The sequence below is a fragment of the Parabacteroides sp. KHUB-03 genome (assembly GCF_056640975.1).
Map to the genome: position 1 here is coordinate 1947778 of NZ_CM153257.1, position 21548 is coordinate 1969325.

Annotated in this window: 14 protein-coding genes and 2 pseudogenes; 6 read left to right on the forward strand and 10 right to left on the reverse strand. The window is 37.7% G+C overall.

Annotated elements, in window-relative coordinates; all coding sequences use genetic code 11:
* Positions 1–48 precede the first annotated feature (48 nt).
* The 9 genes from ACYIB7_RS08465 to cysQ form a co-directional block, all read right to left on the reverse strand.
* On the reverse strand, positions 49–567 hold the full coding sequence (locus ACYIB7_RS08465; RefSeq protein ID WP_103984208.1) for a DUF6913 domain-containing protein: 519 nt from the start codon (positions 565–567) through the stop codon (positions 49–51).
* On the reverse strand, positions 564–2567 hold the full coding sequence (gene ligA, locus ACYIB7_RS08470; RefSeq protein WP_480336762.1) for an NAD-dependent DNA ligase LigA: 2004 nt from the start codon (positions 2565–2567) through the stop codon (positions 564–566). Before ligA ends, ACYIB7_RS08465 begins: the two co-directional genes overlap by 4 nt.
* A gap of 80 nt (positions 2568–2647) precedes the next feature.
* Positions 2648–3601 (reverse strand): PCMD domain-containing protein, encoded by a 954-nt coding sequence (locus ACYIB7_RS08475; protein WP_103984206.1) that lies wholly within the window; start codon positions 3599–3601, stop codon positions 2648–2650.
* A gap of 30 nt (positions 3602–3631) precedes the next feature.
* Entirely contained in the window at positions 3632–4735 is a 1104-nt protein-coding gene (locus ACYIB7_RS08480) for a sulfotransferase family protein (RefSeq protein WP_099465327.1), read from the reverse strand.
* A gap of 9 nt (positions 4736–4744) precedes the next feature.
* Positions 4745–6175: a sulfate adenylyltransferase subunit CysN gene (gene cysN, locus ACYIB7_RS08485; RefSeq protein WP_480336764.1), complete on the reverse strand. Its 1431-nt coding sequence runs from the start codon at positions 6173–6175 to the stop codon at positions 4745–4747.
* A 23-nt stretch (positions 6176–6198) separates the two neighbouring features.
* The gene (gene cysD, locus ACYIB7_RS08490) at positions 6199–7107 is read right to left on the reverse strand and encodes a sulfate adenylyltransferase subunit CysD (protein ID WP_099465329.1); all 909 of its coding nucleotides are present in this window, start codon (positions 7105–7107) and stop codon (positions 6199–6201) included.
* Positions 7108–7136: 29 nt separating this feature from the next.
* The gene (cysC, locus tag ACYIB7_RS08495) at positions 7137–7748 is read right to left on the reverse strand and encodes an adenylyl-sulfate kinase (RefSeq protein WP_103984215.1); all 612 of its coding nucleotides are present in this window, start codon (positions 7746–7748) and stop codon (positions 7137–7139) included.
* Positions 7749–7766: 18 nt separating this feature from the next.
* Complete coding sequence (locus ACYIB7_RS08500; protein ID WP_480336766.1) at positions 7767–9320, reverse strand: SLC13 family permease; 1554 nt, start codon at positions 9318–9320, stop codon at positions 7767–7769.
* A gap of 134 nt (positions 9321–9454) precedes the next feature.
* Positions 9455–10258: a 3'(2'),5'-bisphosphate nucleotidase CysQ gene (gene cysQ, locus ACYIB7_RS08505; RefSeq protein WP_480336767.1), complete on the reverse strand. Its 804-nt coding sequence runs from the start codon at positions 10256–10258 to the stop codon at positions 9455–9457.
* Positions 10259–10553: 295 nt separating this feature from the next.
* On the opposite strand from cysQ, the gene glyA reads away from it, so the two are divergent.
* Both glyA and ACYIB7_RS08515 read left to right on the forward strand, forming a co-directional pair.
* The gene (glyA, locus tag ACYIB7_RS08510) at positions 10554–11834 is read left to right on the forward strand and encodes a serine hydroxymethyltransferase (RefSeq protein WP_103984202.1); all 1281 of its coding nucleotides are present in this window, start codon (positions 10554–10556) and stop codon (positions 11832–11834) included.
* Between the two features lie 113 nt (positions 11835–11947).
* Positions 11948–14296, forward strand: a pseudogene (locus tag ACYIB7_RS08515) (family 20 glycosylhydrolase).
* Between the two features lie 81 nt (positions 14297–14377).
* Here ACYIB7_RS08515 and ACYIB7_RS08520 read toward each other — a convergent pair.
* Entirely contained in the window at positions 14378–16774 is a 2397-nt protein-coding gene (locus ACYIB7_RS08520; RefSeq protein ID WP_480336770.1) for an alpha-L-arabinofuranosidase C-terminal domain-containing protein, read from the reverse strand.
* A gap of 269 nt (positions 16775–17043) precedes the next feature.
* Here ACYIB7_RS08520 and ACYIB7_RS08525 point away from each other — a divergent pair, with 269 nt between their 5' ends.
* The 4 genes and pseudogenes from ACYIB7_RS08525 to ACYIB7_RS08540 all read left to right on the forward strand — a co-directional run bounded on the left by ACYIB7_RS08525 (position 17044) and on the right by ACYIB7_RS08540 (position 21548).
* On the forward strand, positions 17044–17406 hold the full coding sequence (locus ACYIB7_RS08525) for a response regulator (RefSeq protein ID WP_099465335.1): 363 nt from the start codon (positions 17044–17046) through the stop codon (positions 17404–17406).
* Between the two features lie 422 nt (positions 17407–17828).
* Positions 17829–18584 (forward strand): annotated as a pseudogene (locus tag ACYIB7_RS08530) (sugar transferase); the annotation flags it as partial.
* 25 nt (positions 18585–18609) lie between these two features.
* Positions 18610–19389 carry a TolC family protein gene (locus ACYIB7_RS08535; protein ID WP_103984214.1) on the forward strand — a complete coding sequence of 260 codons (780 nt, stop codon included), beginning with the start codon at positions 18610–18612 and terminating at the stop codon, positions 19387–19389.
* 122 nt (positions 19390–19511) lie between these two features.
* Positions 19512–21548, forward strand: coding sequence for a GumC family protein (locus ACYIB7_RS08540; RefSeq protein WP_480336771.1), 2037 nt, complete (start codon positions 19512–19514; stop codon positions 21546–21548).

The following is a 21548-nucleotide window of genomic DNA, read 5'->3' on the forward strand; positions in this document are numbered from 1 at the left end:
GAAATTATTCCTTTTTGTTATTAGCACTGCAAAAATAAAGAAATTATATCACTTTGAACGGATTGTCTGCAAATAAAATAATATATGTCCGAATAAATGTTTGATATCATCTCTGCTTGTCACAGAAATAGAAAGATCATATAAATCTTGTTCGTTTCTTTTGATACCGACCTTAAAGTCACATGGATGCAATAACATAAGGTATTGCGACACATAATTAAACGGTTTGGACAGGTCTATCAATATATCTGCATTAATAGCTTTCAGTTTATTGCATACAGATTCCTTCGGAAATCCCCAAAAGTCCAGATCAGTTTTGGCACATAAAGAAACACTTGAATCCGAATCTATCTCCGTTTCCGCTGTCCCATAAACAAAGGTTTTTACTTGCTTATGCATCATCCGGATTGTTTCCAGGCAAGGCTCAATGATATTCTGGTCTTTGGCATCGTACATTACCAAAACCGTACGGGCTTCTTTCATCCCTCGGAAACAATGATCACGTTTGGAACCTTTATTTACCAACGAGCGAACTTTCCTTTTTATAAAATAATTAGTTAAAATCATTGAGTTAGCATATTTAAGAAATCGTCTTCATTAATTATTTTAACACCCAACTTTTCAGCTTTTTCCAATTTAGCCGGACCCATATTTTCTCCTGCAAGAATATAATCGGTTTTGCCGGAGACCGAACCGCTATTCTTCCCTCCGTGCCGTTCGATCATCATTTTATATTCATCCCTGGAATGTTTAGAAAACGTTCCGCTAATAACAATCGTCAACCCTTGTAATTTATCAGAACGATCAGATATCATTTCTTCGGAAACAGTCATTTGCAGCCCATATTCTTTTAAACGATTAACCAACTCCCTGTTCTGTTCGTCAGCAAAATAATCTGTTACGCTTTTAGCAATACGCTCGCCTATTACATCTACTTCTATCAGTTTTTCAAATGATGCTTCTTCCAATTCCGCCATAGAATGAAATGCATTGGCTAACCGTTTAGCGATTGTTTCACCAACATAACGGATTCCTAATGCATACAATACACGCCCAAACGGAACTTGCTTTGATTCGAGAAGGCTCTCCATTAAATTCCGTGCGCTTTTCTCCGCCCAACGTTCTAAAAGTAATAAATCGGGTATTTGTAAAGTATATAAATCGGCAGAATTCTTAATTAAGCCAGCATTATACAAATCTTCTACCGTTTCGGGGCCGATATTTATATTCATAGCTTTGCGTGTAACAAAATGCTCTATCCGTCCTTTAATCTGAGGCGGGCATCCCGTTTCATTCGGACAATAATGTGCAGCTTCTCCTTCCGGACGAACCAACTTGGTTCCACAAACCGGACAAGTACGGACAAACCTGACTTTATCTCCTATAAGCAAAGAGCGGGAATCAAGATCAACACCTACAATCTTAGGTATAATTTCTCCCCCTTTTTCAACGTAGACATTATCTCCTATATGCAAATCCAATCCTTCTATTATATCGGCATTATGTAATGATGCACGCTTAACAACTGTTCCTGCCAACTGCACGGGCTCTAAATTAGCCACCGGAGTTACAGCCCCGGTACGCCCTACCTGAAAAGAAACGGAATTTAAACGGGTAACAGCACGTTCTGCCTGAAACTTATAAGCAATAGCCCATCGGGGACTTTTGGCCGTAAAACCTAAATTCTTTTGTTGACGGAGAGAATTAACCTTTAACACAATACCATCTGTTGCCACCGGAAGATTCTTCCTTTCAACATTCCAGTAAGATATATAATCAAATATATCCTCTAAGCTATTACATTTACAGATAACATCAGGTATTTTAAAGCCCCACGAACGTGCAGCTTCCAAGTTTTCATAATGGCCATCGGCAGGAAGCATTTCTCCCAATAAATAATAAAAATAAGCATCCAGCTTTCGAGAGGCTACAATGCGGGGATTTTGTTGTTTCAATGTGCCGGATGCCGCATTACGGGGATTTGCAAACAATGGCTCTTCTTGTTCTTCACGCTCCTTGTTTAACCGGTCAAATTCGGACCAGGGCAATAATATTTCTCCTCGGATTTCAAACTCATCAGGGTAATTATCCCCTCTTAATTTTAAAGGAATGGAACGGATTGTCTTTACATTTGCCGTAACATCGTCTCCACGGGTTCCATCCCCACGAGTAACAGCCCGGGCTAAACGTCCATTTTCATATATAAGAGAAATTGAGGTACCGTCATATTTTAATTCGGCAATGATTTCGAAAGGTTCGTTCAAGAGACGTTCCGTACGTTCATAAAAATCACGGACTTCCTCTTCCGAATATGTATTGCCTAAAGAAAGCATCGGATATTTATGCTCTACCTGCTCAAACTCTTTAGACAAATCACTACCGACCCTTTGCGTAGGAGAGGTAGGATCTGCGTATTCAGGATAAGCTTTTTCAAGAGCTTGCAGTGCTTTCATCTTCACATCAAACTCCTGGTCTGATATCACCGGAGAAGAAAGTATATAATAATTATAATTGTGTTGCTCCAGCTCATCACGCAGGGCCTTTATCTTTGCTTCTATTTCATTCATAATTGAAAATGGTTATTGAGAACGGAAAATTACAAACACTACCTTGAATTACCAACTTTCCATTTCCAATTTTCAATTAATTAATATATCAATTTCACATTGTCAACCCAAAATGTATTACCCGGAGAACCGATATAAGCACCTCCGTTACTTGAGACGAATTGCGTGATTATATGTGTTGGCGTCTCACCTTCTTCAGCCCACCCCACTTCTTTTACAGGAACACTTTTCCCTTTACTATTTAAAGTATAGCGTTCTTCGGCTTGAAGCCTCATATAAGGTTTATATTCGGGATGTGAAGTAATGTCTCCATATAAAATAGGAAAAGTTGCAGCATTTACCCATCCGTTTGTAGAGGTAGTAAACCGGTGTACCATTGTGCCAATCCGCTTTGCATATACGTTTCCGGCATTATCTTCCCAACGCTTTTGCAAGTAGAGATTAACTTCAATAGAATCTGCGCCCGCAAGTTTTGACTGCCTGCTAAAACCGGTACTGCGTATACGATAATCCTCCGGAACCATCTTCGTTTTATAATCAAAACGAAGCGCTTTAGGCTTACCAGTGAATGCTATTCCAGCACCTAACATACTTTGCGGGTTTTTAGTTCCTTTTATAGGCTCATGAACCGCTCCCAAAAAGATAGAACCGGCAGCAATAACTTCTATATCAACCAAACCTAAAACCTTTACACTTTCCATACGAGTTTCCAGCCGGGCACACCAACCGTCATCTCTACGTTCCGGAAAAACAGATGTATTTGTCTTAACAACACCTGCAACTTTAGCCATTACATTAGATGTTGCCCACGGAGAGCCTCCTTTGTTACGATATGCTATATTTCCTTTAATTGTATCTGTAGGACCTAATTCATAAAGATATTTGGTATTACCTCCTATTATTCCGGATTCATGGATTTCACGAACTATCCATTGGTTCATATCGCCATAGGAAAGAGGAACCTCCTTTTCCTGTGCAAACAACGAACCACCGGAAACAACTATGCTTAGCAGTATCTTACTTAACTTATTCATTCTATTTTATTCTTAATCAACAAAACAGTTTTACAGATCATACCCCCATTCTTTAAGAGCCATACCCCAATTTTCTTCAACAACCCGAATCGTCTTATCTTCGTATTTATACTGGTTCTTCTTATATCCTTTTTTCTTATCAAGATATTTCTCAATATAAGGCTTCGATTCATTAAATGAAGATAGATTCAGTTTGTTATATATATCTTCCGTCATAGCAAAAGCATCTTTTTCAAAATCTTCAAACTTTATTTCAACCAGGTTGCCTTTTGGTATCAAATGTTTTTGCTCTTGATATTTGTAAAAGAGGCGCTTATAAACCTCCACAAAATTATGCTCTAGTTCTTCATTTGAAATATTCTGTAATTTAAGAGGCTTGATAGTATTAGTAAAAAAACTTCGCGTACTCTCAAATACAGTGTAGGGATTTCTTTTCAGATATATAAACTTTGCATTCGGAAACATTTCCAACAATGTCTTAATGCGCCCCGTATGCGGAGGATTTTTACTTAAAAACTGAGCACCTTGAGTATTCCATAAAGATATTTTTACCAATTTCATGAATGTTTTCTTAAATACCTCCCGCTCCTGCTCCGTTATTGCATCGAATGTCAAATAACGATCACAGTACTCCAACATGCGCTGCGGAAAAAACCAAAAGTTATAATAACTGTATGGCAACATATTCGATAAGGCAAACTCTTCTTCCTGAGGCAAATCAACCTTTAACTCCATATTATCGGTCGGACGTTTATCCGGCATCAGAAATGACATATTCTTTTTAAAGAAAGGTTGTCCCCAAAGCATCAAATGAGGAAATACCGTCTGATAAGTCGTAGTATAACCAAAATGTTTATCACACGCCAAAACATTATGAACAAAGGTTGTTCCACTACGCCAATGCCCCAATATAAAAAGAGGATCAGCTTCCAAAGGCTTGTCAGCCAATTTACGATAGTACTTTTCCTCTATCGGGTTTAATAAACTCAGTAAACGGCAAACACCTTTTGTCAGATAATATTTATTTTGATATTCCTTATCTATACTCTGACGATCCGTTACTTTTTTAAAAGTATCCCAATCTGCTCCTACCAACGTATTAATAGGCAGTTTATCAAACTCCAGTAATCCCATATATTTATATTAATCTGTAACACATTTAACATGAACACCTTGACGGATTAATTCCTTGCAAACAACCTCAATCGCTTCATAATGCTCTTTACCGATGCCCAACTCTTGTAAATTCAAAACAGCCAGTGCATCTTCTGTCAACATATCTTTTGCATCTACCCGGTCTATAATCATTCCTACGGCCGAAGTATTATTTGTAATCGGATCTATAAGAATAAAAGCTCCGGTTTGCTTGTTTTTCTGATATGAATCAAAAAATAATTCTTTGCCTGTTGTAAAAATAACACGTCCGATTTCATTTAGTTCCAAATGATCAACAGATGACTGTTCCATTGTATTCACATTCACTTTATAGCGAATGCTGTCTACACGTGCACGAGTTGTACTTGTCGTATGTTTGATGTAGAATTGTTTATTCGTGTCCATAGGTTCTTCATCCATCCATACCAACATAGTTTCAAAATTACGATCTTCGAGTGGCAGATTATCCAGATGGACAAGCATTTCTCCACGAGAAACATCTATCTCGTCTTCCAGCGTGATCGTTACACATTGGGGAGGAAATGCAAAATCCAACTCACCGTCATAAGTCACAATACTTTTTACTTTTGAAGTTTTACGGGAAGGCAGTGCCATCACCGTATCTCCTTTATGAACAATACCACTTGCAACTTTTCCACAGAAACCACGAAAATCGAGATTCGGACGTAACACATACTGTACCGGAAAACGGAAGTCCTCAAAATTGCGATCTCTGTCAATAGGTACATTTTCAAGGAAATCCAATAAAGAAGGCCCTTCATACCAAGGAGTACGCACACTCTTTTCCACTACATTATCCCCATCCAAAGCTGATAAAGGAATACAAGTAACATCCGGTATATTTAACGGGGTTACAAACTGTTTATAATCAGCAACAATAGTATCAAAGACCTGCTTATCAAAGTTTACCAAGTCCATTTTATTAACGGCCAAAACAACATGCTTGATACCCAATAAAGAAACCAAGTAAGTATGGCGGCGCGTTTGAGTAATCACGCCGGTACGTGCATCTACAAGAATAATAGCCAGATTAGCAGTAGATCCGCCAGTTATCATATTACGGGTGTATTGTTCATGCCCCGGAGTGTCAGCTATAATAAATTTTCTATTATTCGTACTAAAATAACGATAAGCAACATCAATAGTAATGCCTTGTTCACGTTCCGCTTTTAAACCATCCAAAAGCAATGCATAGTCTATATGTTCACCGGCATTACCCATGCGCTTACTATCACGTTCAAGTGCATCCAGCTGGTCTTCATATAGTTTTTTACTATCAAATAACAAACGGCCTATCAATGTAGACTTTCCGTCATCAACTGAACCTGCTGTCAGCAGACGAAGCAAATCTTTCTGTTCGTCTTTATCTAAAAATTCCTTTATATTTAATGTTGTCATATTCTTCTTAGCGAATTGATAATTTAGAAATAACCTTCCCGTTTTTTCTGCTCCATACTAGCATCCTGGTCAAAATCTATCACACGAGTCGTACGTTCGCTCTTTGTTGTAGTCATCATCTCTTCTACGATCTTCTCGATTGTATCTGCTTCACTTTCAACAGCTCCGGTCAAAGGCCAACAGCCCAATGTACGAAAACGTACCATACGCATCTTTATCTGGCTGCGATACTGCTCCGGTAACCGTTCATCGTCTGCCATTATCAAGTTCCCATCTATTTCAACACAAGGACGCTCTTTTGCATAATATAACGGAACTATCGGAATATTTTCCAAACGGATATATTGCCAGATATCCAATTCCGTCCAATTTGAAAGCGGGAAAACACGGATGCTTTCTCCTTTATGGACGCGTGCATTATAAATATCCCATAACTCCGGACGCTGGTTCTTAGGGTCCCACTGATGGAATTTATCGCGGAAAGAAAAGATACGTTCCTTGGCACGGCTTTTTTCTTCATCACGTCGGGCACCACCAAAAGCAGCATCAAATTTATATTTATCCAAGCCTCGAAGCAAAGCTTGTGTTTTCATCAAATCGGTATGTACTTTACTCCCATGGGAAAAAGGACCTACGCCAGCATGAAAAGCTTCCATATTGGATTCAACGATCAAATTCCAACCAAACTTTTTTGCATATTCATCCCGGAATTGGATCATCTCCTTAAACTTCCATTTCGAATCTATGTGCATTAACGGGAACGGAACTTTTCCCGGAGCAAAAGCTTTTTCTGCCAATCTCACCATTACAGATGAATCTTTTCCGATAGAATAAAGCATAACAGGATTTTCAAATTCAGCTGCTACTTCGCGGATAATATGAATAGCCTCCGCCTCCAACTCCTGTAAATGACTTAATTTATATTCCGACATACGATTATATTTTATTTTAAATGACAGTTTTAATTATTCTGAACTCTTGGTAATATCAATTCCAACAAAAGATTTACCGATTCTTCCACACTCAATTTAGAAGTATCTAAAGACAAAGCAGGACATGACGGAGCCTCAAAAGGTGCAGATATACCTGTAAAATCTTTTATCTCACCCTTTCTGGCTTTTGCGTATAGCCCTTTTACATCACGTCTTTCACACTCTTCCAACGGAGTGCTAACATATATTTCCAAAAAATTATCTTTCCCAATAATAGAAGATGCCATTTCCCGCATTTCATTATTAGGGCTTATAAAAGCAGCAATCGTAATAATTCCCGTATCAATAAACAACTTACTAACCTCGGCTATACGACGTATATTCTCTATCCTGTCTTCTGCAGAAAAGCCTAAATTATTATTGATGCCACTCCGGATATTATCACCGTCCAAAATACGGCATAGTAACTTTCTTTTATTCAGTTCACGTTCCAAAGCTATAGCTATTGTACTTTTACCGGAACCACTCAGTCCTGTAAACCAAATCATCACACTATGCTGCTTTAACAAAGCCTCTTTATCTTCTCTACCCAACATCCGGTCAAAAATTGGATAAATATTTGTAGAGTGCGTTTCTTTCATCATTCTATTCAGAGGTATTTAAAATTTCCAAATCATTGGTATTACAAATATTGAAATTAAGAAAGTAATCAGGTTAAGCGGTAACCCAATCTTTACGAAATCAGTAAATTTATAACCACCTACACCTTGTACGATCAGGTTCGTCTGATAACCTATCGGCGTACTAAAGCTAGCTGATGCAGCCATACATATCACAACAAAAAACGGTGTCGGATCTACTTCTAACTGCAATGCTACAGAGAGAGCAATAGGGAAGCTCAATGCAGCTGCAGCATTATTTGTTATAAGCTCTGTAAATATATTCGTAATAACAAATAAGATCGCAAGTAATGCATAAGGTCCTAAATTATCCGCCATACTAATAATATAACTGGCAATCATTGCGGCAAAGCCCGAATTTTCCATAGCTTTACTGATTGCAAATGCACAAGCTATTGTTATCAATATATCCCAAGATATATACTTTGTGTATTTTTTAGGAGGGAATATTTTTGTCCACGCCATAATAATCGTAATAATACAAACAAAGAAAAACATATCCAGGTTCATGCCGGGTATCAATTCTTTTACAGACGGTAATTCACCGATAGTAGCACCCAAAATCATAAAGATCAATAATCCTAAAGCCAGCCAGCGTTTACCCCTGGAAACAGATTCTGTCCCGTCACTGCCATTAGCCAACATTAAAAAGACACTAGACTCACCCCATGTCGGAATGAAAGAATCATCAGCCCAGAGAACTAACGTATCGCCCTCATGAAGTACAACATTTTCAAGATTATTGGTAAATCGCTCTCCTCCACTTTTCACTTCTTTTACAATAGCGCCATAATGCCTTGTAAAATTAAATTCGCCCAATGTTTTATTTATACCGGGAAACCGTGAGCCCAAAACGGCTTCGACTTTATGCAAATTCCCCTGATTTTCTTCCTCACCATCATCTATCAACGTATCCTTACGTTCGTCAGGAAGCAATTTATTCGAAAAAATAAATAAGTAAATGATTCCTGCTATTGCAATAAAGATACCTACACGACCCAATTCAAACATAGTAAAGCCCTGATAACCGGCTTCTAAAATCATACCATGCACCACCAGGTTTGTAGATGTTCCGATCAAAGTACAAATACCTCCCAGAATAGTAACATAAGACAAAGGGATCAGGAATTTTGTTGCCGGCAGTTTAACACTCTCTGCCCAACGTTTAATAATTGGAGCAAAAATAACAACAACAGGAGTATTATTTAGAAAAGCCGAAATAAAAGCAATCGGAGGCAGCATACGTAACTGGGCTTTGAAAACAGTTGTCTTCCTTTGTGGAAGCAGTTTTTTTATCAGTTGCCCCAATGCACCGCTTTGGCGAATACCTTCGCTGACCAAAAATAGCATAGCAACCGTTATCATCCCCTTATTACTGAATCCTTCCAGCATCTCTTTCGGAGTCAATATTCCGACACATAAAAACAGCACAACAACTGTCAACAAAACCATGCCGGGACGCATACAATCCCACACAAGAGCTGCAATCATGCCAACCAAAGCCAGCAATACAAATATTATTTCAAAGTCCATGCCACCTATTTCTGTCTAAAATATTTTCAGGTAAGGCACAAAGGTAATAAGAATATCAGTTGTTTTTCACACATTAAATACTATTTTGTCTTTTATACATTATTCGAACCAAAAGATTCTATATTTGGCACAAATCATTTCACAATGAACCATGGGTTATGCAAATCTTCTTTATTATAATGTATAGGAGTCTTTTCATCCAGTAAATAAATATTACAACCGGCAGCTATAGCAATTGCATGCCCTGCTGCTGTATCCCACTCCATCGTAGGTGCAAAACGAGGATACACATCTGCCGAACCTTCAGCAACCAGACAGATTTTAAGACTACTTCCACTACTGATTAAAGTAACCGGCTTGCCTTGTTTACGAAGGTTTTCAATATAATTAGTCGTTTCTTCAGACTGATGTGAACGCGAGGCGACAACTACTACTCCTTGATGGCCAATAGAAACGGGTAAACGAATTGCATTCTGTTTCAGTTCATCCATAGAGGGTTGGTTACTGCTATCTACATCTGTTAATTTATAAGCTGCATCCGCAGCAAAATATAATTCTTTTCGTGCAGGCACATAAATGACACCCAATACAGGTGTGCCTTTTGAGACTAAAGCTATGTTAACTGTAAATTCACCGTTCCTTTTAATGAATTCTTTCGTTCCATCCAAAGGATCAACAATCCAAAAAATATCCCACTTGGAACGTTCCTCATAAGATATTTCAGCACCCTCCTCACTTAAAACAGGAAATGGCGTTACTGATAACGCATTCGAAATTAAACGGTGAGCCGCTTTATCTGCAATAGTAAGAGGCGAATTATCCGCCTTTCGTTCAATCCCAAAATCAGATTTCGGATCAGTATATATATCCATTATAGATTTTCCGGCATCCAAAGCTGCACGTATAGCGATATATAAATAATTGGAATAGTTCATCATCACTTGTATTCTTTAGGTTGTTAATGCACAAATGTAAAACTTTTTATGAGAATAAAAAAGGCCGGCGGATTATATTCAAGACTATAAAGGTCGGTAAAGTATAAAAAAAACATCACGATCTTTTATAAAAATCATCGGGATCATTTCAAAAAATCATCACGATGATCCAAACAGTTACCTTACATAATTTTGAAACAATTTAGTCTTGTATATAATTTTTTATCGTAAATTTGCATCGATCCTCACTATATGCAAACAAAAGAGGATTCATTACAACAAACCAATTTTACAGGTAATGGAAAGAGACAAAATCATTTTCGACATCATTGAAAAGGAACATCAACGTCAATTAAAAGGCATTGAGTTGATCGCTTCCGAAAACTTTGTAAGCAACCAGGTTATGGAAGCCATGGGAAGCTGCTTAACCAACAAATATGCAGAAGGTTATCCTGGCAAGCGTTATTATGGAGGATGTGAAGTAGTTGACCAAAGCGAAACAATCGCCATTGAAAGATTAAAAAAGATCTTCAATGCAGAATGGGCAAATGTACAACCTCATTCCGGAGCACAAGCCAATGCTGCCGTATTTTTTGCAGTATTAAATCCGGGAGATACATTTTTAGGATTAAATTTAGCACACGGAGGCCACCTTTCTCACGGTTCTCCCGTAAATAGTTCAGGTGTATTATACCACGCTACAGAATATAATGTAAAAGAAGATACCGGACGTGTAGACTACGACCAGATGGAAGAAGTTGCATTACGCGAAAAGCCCAAATTGATCGTTGGTGGCGGTTCGGCCTACTCTCGTGACTGGGACTACAAACGTATGCGCGAAATTGCCGATAAAGTCGGTGCTTTATTAATGATCGACATGGCACACCCTGCAGGTCTGATTGCAGCAGGCTTGTTGAACAACCCGCTGGAATATGCACATATTGTAACTTCAACAACACATAAGACTCTTCGTGGACCACGCGGCGGCATTATCCTGCTAGGTAAAGACTTTGAGAATCCTTGGGGTAAGAAAACACCAAAAGGTGAAACCAAAATGATGTCTCAACTATTAGATTCAGCTGTATTCCCCGGAATACAAGGAGGTCCGCTAGAACACGTTATTGCAGCAAAAGCAGTAGCATTCGGCGAAGCTCTCGAACCGGAATATAAGACATATCAAACTCAGGTTAAACTGAATGCAGCAGCAATGGCTAAAGCTTTTACCGACAAAGGTTATAAAATTATATCCGGTGGCACAGACAACCACAGTATGTTGATTGACCTGCGTACAAAATTCCCTGATCTAACCGGGAAAGTAGCAGAAAAAGCTTTAGTTGCTGCAGATATTACAGTCAACAAGAATATGGTTCCTTTCGACAGCCGTTCTCCTTTCCAGACCTCAGGTATCCGCGTTGGCACACCGGCAATCACAACCCGTGGTGCAAAAGAACCGTTAATGGCTGAAATCGTAGAACTGATGGATACTGTACTTTCCGCTCCCGAATGCGACAAAACTATCACATCTGTCCGCGAAAAGGTTAACAGTATCATGAAAGAGTATCCTATTTTTGCATGGTAATCATATCCGACAACATAGAGGGTAGGAAATGACTCCTACCCTTTCCGATAAAAAGCGGACATTTCCCGCTCCATTTTAGAAATAAACAATCCATCAACAATCATTCAAAACACATGAAAAAGCTCATTGCAACAATTTGTGCAACAAGTGCATTATGTCTTTTAGCTTCCTGTGGTGAAGAGCCAGCCAAACAGATGCCATATAACGACGGAATCAACATTATTCCGACTCCGGTAAGTCTGGTTCAAAACGAAGGAAGTTATAAGCTTAACAAAAACACGCAGATTTACGCTTCTACGCCAGAAGCTAAAACGGTAGCAGCATTTTTTGCTGCCAAAATGAATACTGCCACCGGTTATCAAGTAGCCGTAAGTGACAAAGAAGTCTCTAATGGTATTTCTTTAATTATAGATGAAAACCTGGACGTTAACGATGAAGGTTATACTTTAGATGTAACCACAGAAAATACCAACATTAAAGCTAAAACCCCGTAAGGTTTATTCTATGGTATGCAATCATTTATGCAACTATTGCCGGCTGAAATAGAAAGTCCTTCCGTTGTAAAAGGAATAGCATGGACAGCTCCAGCCGTTACCATCAAGGATGAACCTAGATTTGGCTACCGTGGAATTATGCTTGATCCGTGCCGTCATTTTATCCCTGTAGAAAATATTAAGAAACAGTTGGATGTATTGGCTCTTTTCAAAATAAACCGCATGCACTGGCATTTGACAGACGACCAAGGCTGGCGTATTGAGATCAAAAAATACCCCAAACTTACAGAAATCGGTTCTAAGCGTATTGACGGAGAAGGTACGGAATACAGCGGATTCTATACACAAGACGAAATCAAGGACATCGTTAAATATGCAGCAGACCGCTTTATAACAGTAGTTCCTGAAATTGAAATACCAGGCCACGAACTGGCTGCCATTTCTGCATATCCGGAATTATCTTGTAAAAGCGAATCAATTACTCCGCGTGTCATCTGGGGGGTCGAAGATGTTGTATTATGTGCCGGAAAAGAAGAAACATTCGAATTTTTGGAAAATGTAATTTCTGAAGTCGTTCCTTTGTTCCCTGGTGAATACTTCCATATCGGAGGCGACGAATGCCCCAAAGACAGCTGGAAAAATTGTCCTCTTTGCCAGAAACGTATTAAAGAAGAAGGTTTAAAGGGTGATGCAAAACATTCGGCCGAAGAGAAACTACAAAGCTATTTTGTTCAAAGAATGGAAAAAGTATTGGCAAAACATGGCAAAAAGATTATCGGATGGGACGAAATCCTTCAGGGAGGTTTAGCTCCTACCGCAGCTGTAATGTCATGGCGTGGAGAAGAAGGCGGCATTGACGCAGCCAGCATGGATCACGAAGTAATAATGACTCCGGGAAGCAACGGTATGTATATCGACCAATTCCAGGGAGATTCAAAGATAGAACCGGTTTCTATTGGTGGTTACGATCCGTTAAGCAAAGTGTATAGCTACAATCCTACACCTGATACATTGGTAGCCCAAGGTAAAGATAAATTCATCAAGGGTGTTCAATGTAATGTCTGGTCGGAATATATGTATAATACAGATCTTATGGAATACCGTATTTACCCGCGAATTATGGCTCTTGCTGAAATTGCGTGGACTCCAATGAATAGAAAAGACTATAAAGACTTTGAGCGCAGAATAGATAATGCCTACGTTCGTCTGGACGGGCATGATATCAACTACCATATTCCGCAGCCCGAACAGCCAAACGGTTCTTGTAATTTCGTAGCATTTACAGATTCGACAACATTGGAATTTAAGACAACCCGTCCAATAAAAATTGTTTACACAACAGATGGTTCCGAACCGACTCCCGAATCTACAATATACGAAACACCAATCTCGTTTACCGAATCAGGCGTATTGAAAATCCGTTCTGTCTTACCTTCCGGTAAAATGAGTCCGACGCGTGTCATTACTGTAGAAAAACAGGAATTAGCTCCGGCGAAAGAAATAGCACAAACTACACCAGGGTTAAAAATGGACGTTACATACGGTTATTTCCTGGAATCGTCACAATTAGCTGACGCTAAGGACTGGAAGACTTCTAATATTAAAAGCCTGAGAGAACTTACCAGCGTTGAAAAAACAGACGAATCCATGCGTGGTGTAAAACAATATGGTGCTGTTGCTACAGGATATGTAAATATTCCGGAAGACGGCGTGTACTACGTTTCTTCTAATAACGAAGAAGTTTGGATAGACAATAATTTGTTAATCAACAACCAGGGCGAAGTAAAACGTTTCTCTCGCCACGACACATCTGTTGCATTGGCAAAAGGCTTACACGAAATTAAAGTTGTATTCTTAGGACACATTATCGGTGGTTGGCCTTCTAATTGGAATGATGGCAGTATTTTGCTTCGTAAGGCGGATGCTAGCGAATTTACCCCTATTACTCCTGAAATGCTAGTGCATTAATACAAACTCCAGCTATATAGAAATCCTCCCGTATTATATGAAACATACGGGAGGATTTTTTATATTCTCTTGTAGCTTATATCAGTCTACCTCTAATTTCAACAACGTAATAGAATTAGGCGGGAATTTATAGACCATAGGCCCTCCGATAGAAAAGGAAACGCGTTTCTTAACAGGGGTAATAGCGTCCGGAACAGAAATTGTATTCATCGTCTCCGGCGAACCGGCCAGTTGAATCAGTTCAGCATTATTTTTTACGCTTATACCATTTAACTTCAGTTCGGTCTTTTCTTCATGGCGGGTAGTATTAACCACTTTCAATAAAATCGTATTCGTCTTTTTATCCAAAGTTGCGACAGAGACTAACGAAGGTAGCGGCCGTAAATTAACCTCATGTAGTAAAACATCATCCACATAGCATTTGACCTGCTCATTTTTGCAAGATAATTTAACTGTATACCAACGGTTATTTTCAAAAGCAAAGGGTTTAAGTGCAACAAGGGAATCCCTTACAGTAGCAGCTTGTTGATATAATTCAGAAACACCTGCACCGATTGTCATGCCTATATAATTACTCTTTTCATCCACCATTCCGTTATCACGTAAACGAAATTGTATTTGTCCGCTACCTTTTGTCCGCTGGATAGTCGCAGAGAGTTCATAATCATGCATAGTAGAATCACCCATTAATACATAGTTCCAACGATTTGCATCAGGAACAAAAGTGCCATCATCTATTTTCCATCCGCCGGTTTGGACAACTGCGTCCGTTATTGATGTATTATTTATTTTAACATCCTTAATATCATAGCTGTTGTCAAATAGTTCAATTGCAGCTCTGCCGAATGTAATCTGAGGACGTTTATACGTATCGACCTCCGTCTTCAAAACCTCGTCTCCCTGGTTATTGGCAAATATCTGTAATAAATAATATGATGGCGAAAGTGCAATCTGTGTATTATTAAATGCAATCATTGCCGAACGGTTACGTTCAAAATTAGTATTAATAAAGACTGGCGCATAAGCCAGTCTTTTAACTATATCCGGATTACTTTCCGCCCCAATAAGAAAGCACGCCTCACCTATTGCATTCTGCAATGTACTTGTCTCTTTTTCCGATACGGAACCAAACTCTCCGATAAAAACACCTTGAGAACGACGATAGTTCTTATCCGTCTCATAGCGGTCATTATTAGAGATAAAGAAGTTTTCTGTTGAGTAAAAATGCGAGTCAACCCAATCTGCTCTATTTTTACGTGAAATAAAAGAGCTGCTTATAACAGTTATATTCGGATAAGCTTTTTTAATGGCATCACGAAACAAAGCAAAACGTTTTGCATATTCTTGCCCGTAATTTTCACTACCAATCTCTATATATTTCAAACCAAATGGCTTGGGATGGCCATTCTTGGCACGCATAGCTCCATAAGTAGAATCGGCCGGTTCATTTGCATACGCAATAGCATCTAATGCGTCCTTCACCAGTTTATCCATAGCTGTTATATCTTCATAACGGGGACGGCGGCTTTGGCTTGTCACACCGCTATTAACAACATAGACAGGTTCTGCTTCCAGATCTTCACACATTTGCAAATATTCATGAAAGCCAATGCCGTTGGTAGTGCCATAAGACCAAACACCCCAAAAGTGCTTACGTCCAGCCACATTTCCTATTGTTTCTTTCCAGACCGGATAAGTACCGGCTGTATATCCTTCAACAAAACTTCCTCCAGGAAAACGAATAAAAGCAGGATTAAGAGCTTTTACTTTTTCCATCAAATCAGCTCTCAAACCATTTGGCCTGCCATTCCAAGTCTTTTCAGGCAATAAAGAAACCATATCCAACCAAAATATGGCAGATGTATCGACAGAGATTGTCAAAACAGCATTGTCTACATCACGGTTAGCTGTAAAAGTATGATAAAATTGCTTCCATTCATAGGATGCAGGAAAACTTGCGATATCACTCAATACAGAAGCCTTTACCGAATCTTCTAATGTAACATGAACCGTCTTCGGGGTTATTGTAGCACCTTTAATAAATAACGACAAATTATATTTTTCACCTTTTCGGAGTGGTATTCCTTTATAACCTTCAGCAACAACACCACCTCTCCCCCCTTCAGCAGATGCATTTGCAGAAACCAATAATGACCTTTTATTCGCATCATTGATTAACTCTTTGCTATCCGGATATATATTTGTATTTGGAGACAGACAATGCCAGCCAGGTATAGAATCGGGTTTTATAAAAGGTAAAGTCCATCCATTAGGAGTAATTAATAAATTCCGGGAAGCATCAAAAGGGCAATTCAAAGGAGGAACTCCATCTTCAAAGCTACGGTTTTGTATCAGTTCGGCATATATTCCGCCATCTATAGCATGATTAATTTCTTCAAAAGACAACCCGTATAATTCCTTATTTGTAGAGAGTGTTACGCTTTCTGCATCAATGGTTATAACAGAGGTAATTGGCATTTCAGGCCTACATCCTGTTAAATGAAAAAAAAACAACCCACATACAAAAGGCCATATGGGCAAAAAATATAATTTTAATCTATCCATTTATTATCTCGCATATTTGATTGTACAAAACTAAATAATTATTTTTTATATATCCCATTTTTATTATCCAGTCTCATATGGGACTAAAAAAGTAATGAATTATATAGTTTTTCTAAAATAATTGCTTTACTTTTGCAGTATGACATTTAAAGATGTAAAAACGGGTACTTTGGTATTGTTGTATGAAAAAATCGATTCTTTTAGTTGATGACAAACCAGAGATTGCGAAGATCATCATGCTTTACTTATCTCTTTACGAAGTAAAATATGTTGAAAATCCGATCAAAGCAATTGCATGGTTGAAAGAGGGAAATATTCCAGATACAATCATTTCCGATCTGAATATGCCGGAGATGACAGGTGAAGACTTTTTGATATATTTAAAGTCTAATGAAATGTTTAAAGACATTCCAGTATTAATTCTATCCTCTGTTGAAAGCAGTGCAAACAGAATACGTTTATTTGAAGAAGGCGCTGAAGACTTTATTTTAAAGCCATTTAACCCGGAAGAATTACGAGTTAGAATAAAAAGAATCCTTAGATAGAGATGCATTACGTCTTTTTCGGAAATAATATACAAATTGCAGAACATTTAAAAAAAGCAATAAACAAGGATATCTCCATTTGCTCAAATAGTCTGCGGGTAAATAACTTGCTTTCTCAAACAAGCAATCAGAAAAGCAATGAGATTGAATGTTGTATATTTTTTGAAAGAAAACACACAAGTACGGATGTCCATATAATCAAACAGTTAGTACAATTATATCCCAATATTTATATTATTCTGGTAAGTTCTCCCTTACCAAAAGAAGAAAAACTACCTTATTTGAAAGCGGGTATAGATTGTATTATTTCTCAAAATATTACAAAGGAAGAAATAAACAAAATGATATCATTTGCCATAACCTATCACAACAAAACCCAGACAAATGACACTCTTGCGGAATGTGATTTAAGCACATTCAAAATGCCTCCATGGAAACGTTTTTTTGACATTATATCATCTTTATCGGCTATATTATTACTATCCCCGGTTCTTCTTGCCACAGCATTGGCTATCCGTTTGGAAAGCAAAGGACAGGTTATCTATAAAGCCAAGCGTGTAGGCAGTAATTATAAGATATTTTATTTTTACAAATTCCGCTCCATGTATGCCGACGCCGACAGACGACTGGCCGAATATAAACGGTTGAATCAGTATATGGCCGAAGATGATACAGGTTGCGCTTCAATGAATAAAAAAAACGACACTATATCTGTATCAGAATATGACCAAAGCCAAGTTGTTCTGTTTTCGGACAATCAAAAAACATCAGAAAACGAATATTTAAAAACGAAACAGACAGAGCGTTCCAACACTTTTTTCAAATTGGAAAACGATCCGCGAATAACTCATGTAGGTAAATTTATACGTAAGTATAGCATTGACGAATTGCCCCAATTATTTAATATATTAAAAGGTGATATGTCAGTTGTAGGGAATCGTCCGCTACCTTTATACGAAGCCGAATTACTTACTAGTGACGAATACATACAGAGATTCATGGCTCCGGCCGGATTAACCGGATTGTGGCAAGTAGAGAAACGTGGAGATGCCGGAAAAATGTCTGCAGAAGAAAGGAAACAATTAGATATAAAATATGCCAAATCGTTCTCTTTCATTTTGGATATGACAATTATTTTCAAGACATTTACGGCATTCATCCAAAAGGAGAATGTATAAGATAAATTATATAATACATTGGTCTATGAAAAAATTTCTAGTCATAATTATACTATTCACTCCTGTTTTAGTTTTTGCCCAAAAGCAGAAAAAAACTTATTTCGATAAGGCAACAGAAGTAAGAGTTCGTTCGGGAAGCGACTCTATCCAAGCTATGCTGGATGATTACGAACGCATACAGTTACCTTCATTGTCTGTATTTTTACAATCAGTTTATGATCACCCTTCTATTAAAATATTCGAAGCAAAACGTGAAGAAGCTGATGCAGAGATGAAAGTAACTAAAAGAGAATGGCTTAACTATTTCCGTATATATGGACAATATCAATATGGCAGCATTGTTTCACTTTCCACGACATCGACAACAGATGAAAATCCTTTTCTAACCAGTATAGGAAACAACCAACATACCTATAACGGAGGTATTTCAGTAAGCATACCGTTCGGTAATTTATTTGGGCAAAAACAAAAAACAAGAGCTACAAGGGCAAAACTCCGCCAGTTGGATTATGAATATGAAATATCAATTGAAGAACGTAAGCTCAAAATACTTGAAGCATACAATAATGTTTTACAAGAATTAGCTACATTAAAAGCTAAATCTGATGCTGCAGCTTTATATAACGCTCAGATGAAAATATCCGAACAAGACTTTATCAATGGAAAAATTGACATCATTGCATTGTCTATGGAAAGAAGCCGCCGATCTAACGCTGTTATTACCTACCAGGAAGGCAGAGCCACATTGCATAATGCTGTTACTTTATTAGAGATGCTCACAAATGTCAAAATCATCAACAGGTAATGGATATAACACTCTATATATCACGTTTTTTATATAGAATCCGATACCAGTTAATATTCGGGACATCCATTATTACAGCCCTTGTGATCTATTTTTCACAATTTTTAGGAAAGACTTATACTGTGAGTACCAGCATTTATACCGGTATCACTTCGCAGTCCGGATTAAGTGATGAGTCCAGGCCTGATTGGCAATCTATCAATAACACATTCGACAACATTGTGAACTTAACTAAATCCAAAGGTTCACAAGAAAAAGTATCATTGAAATTAGTAGCCATAGATTTAATTCAGGGAAACCCTTTGGAGGACAATATCTATATCACAGCAAAGAATTACAAAGAATTACTTGCTATTACTCCCAAAGAAATAATAAAGTTAGTAGATAAAAATTCTTTCGAAAAAACTGTCGCAAATTTCAATCAATATAAAGAAGACGATCCCCGGGGATTTTTTTATATACTATTCAATGGGAATAATCCTTTTTACAGCAGTGATGCACTGTCTAAAATTTCAATTGTACGTATGGGAAATAGTGATTTGATTAATATTTCCTATCAATCTCCAGACCCAGGTATTGCATTAAGTACGGTTAAACTAACAAGTGAGGAATTACGTAATTCTTACAGTGCTCTACGTTATAAAACAGTGAACGATATTGTAAAGTATTACGAAGATGAATTAAAAAGATTAAGAACTCAATTAACGAACCTGGAAGACAAACTTACTCAATACAATATAGAAAATAGTGTCATCAATTATTTGGAACAAACAAAAGCCATTGCCATTTCATTTACAGATTACGAAAACCGTTATGAAGAAACAAAAAGGGCATACGAAAGTGCGACTAAAATACTAGAAGAGCTAAATCAATACATGGATATAAGAACAAAGCTTGTTTCTGTTAATGATGACTTTATAAAAACACTTGAACAAATTTCCACCATCAACGGGAAGATAACTGAAATAGAAATTTTCACATCTGAAGATAAACAAGATGCCGACGACGATTTAAAAAGATATAAAGAAGAACTAAAAAATGCAGAACAAAAGATTGCCGTATTGACAAATCAGATAAACAGTTACAAAGAAAGCAAAGAAGGTGTTGCCATTGACAATCTCGTTAATGAATGGCTGCAACAAACACTGATTCGTGCCAAAGCTCAGGCTGATCTAAAAATATTGGACGAACGCAAACAAGAATTTAAGGAGCAATATCAGACCTACTCTCCTGTAGGAACACAAATTAACCGGCAAGAAAGGGAAATTAAATTAGTTGAAGCATCTTATCAAGAGGTATTACATGCTTTGAATATGGCAAAAATGAAACAAAAAGACTTGTTATTGACTAGTTCAAATCTGAATACTATTACAGAACCTGTTTTTCCATTAACAAGTGATAAAAGTAAACGAATGCTACTTATTATAGCTGCATTCCTTACTTCCATGATATTTATTATCGGGTTCAATTTAGTTGTTGAGCTTCTAGATCGCACGCTCCGGGATGCAGAACGTACCCGTCGCCTTACCCATCTTCCTATATTAGGGGCTTTTACAGGAAATGCCCAATTACGATATAGAGGTTTTATAAAAATGTGCAATCGTATTTCTGCATCATATCTTTGTAATCGTTTGAATCAATATTTAAGAAAAGACAAAACCCTCGTTATTAATCTTCTTAGTATTGAACCAAAGGAAGGAAAAAGTTTTATAGCCAAATATATAAAATCCCAATGGGAAGAACAGGGTTTGGAAGTACTCTATCTTGTAGCAGGAAAAGATTTTCCAATTACTGCATCTTTTATTACGGCAAGTGAATTTAATATACTCTACAAAACCCATAAAAAGCCAGACATTCTTTTATTGGAATATCCGGCAGTCCAAAAAGAGAGTTTGCCTGTTGTCCTCTTAGAAAAATCCGATGTAACTATTTTAGTTGCCAACGCACGTAGAGTTTGGAAATATAGTGATGATGAATATGTGAACCACCTGAAAGGCATAATAAAAGATGTACCATTATATATTTATCTGAATAATGCCTCACGTGAAGCGGTAGAAGATTTCTTCGGACAGCTTCCCCCGGTCAGTTCTATGAGATCCATTGCCAACAGAATGATGTATATGGGACTTACAGCAAAAGATTCTGCCATAAAAAAATAA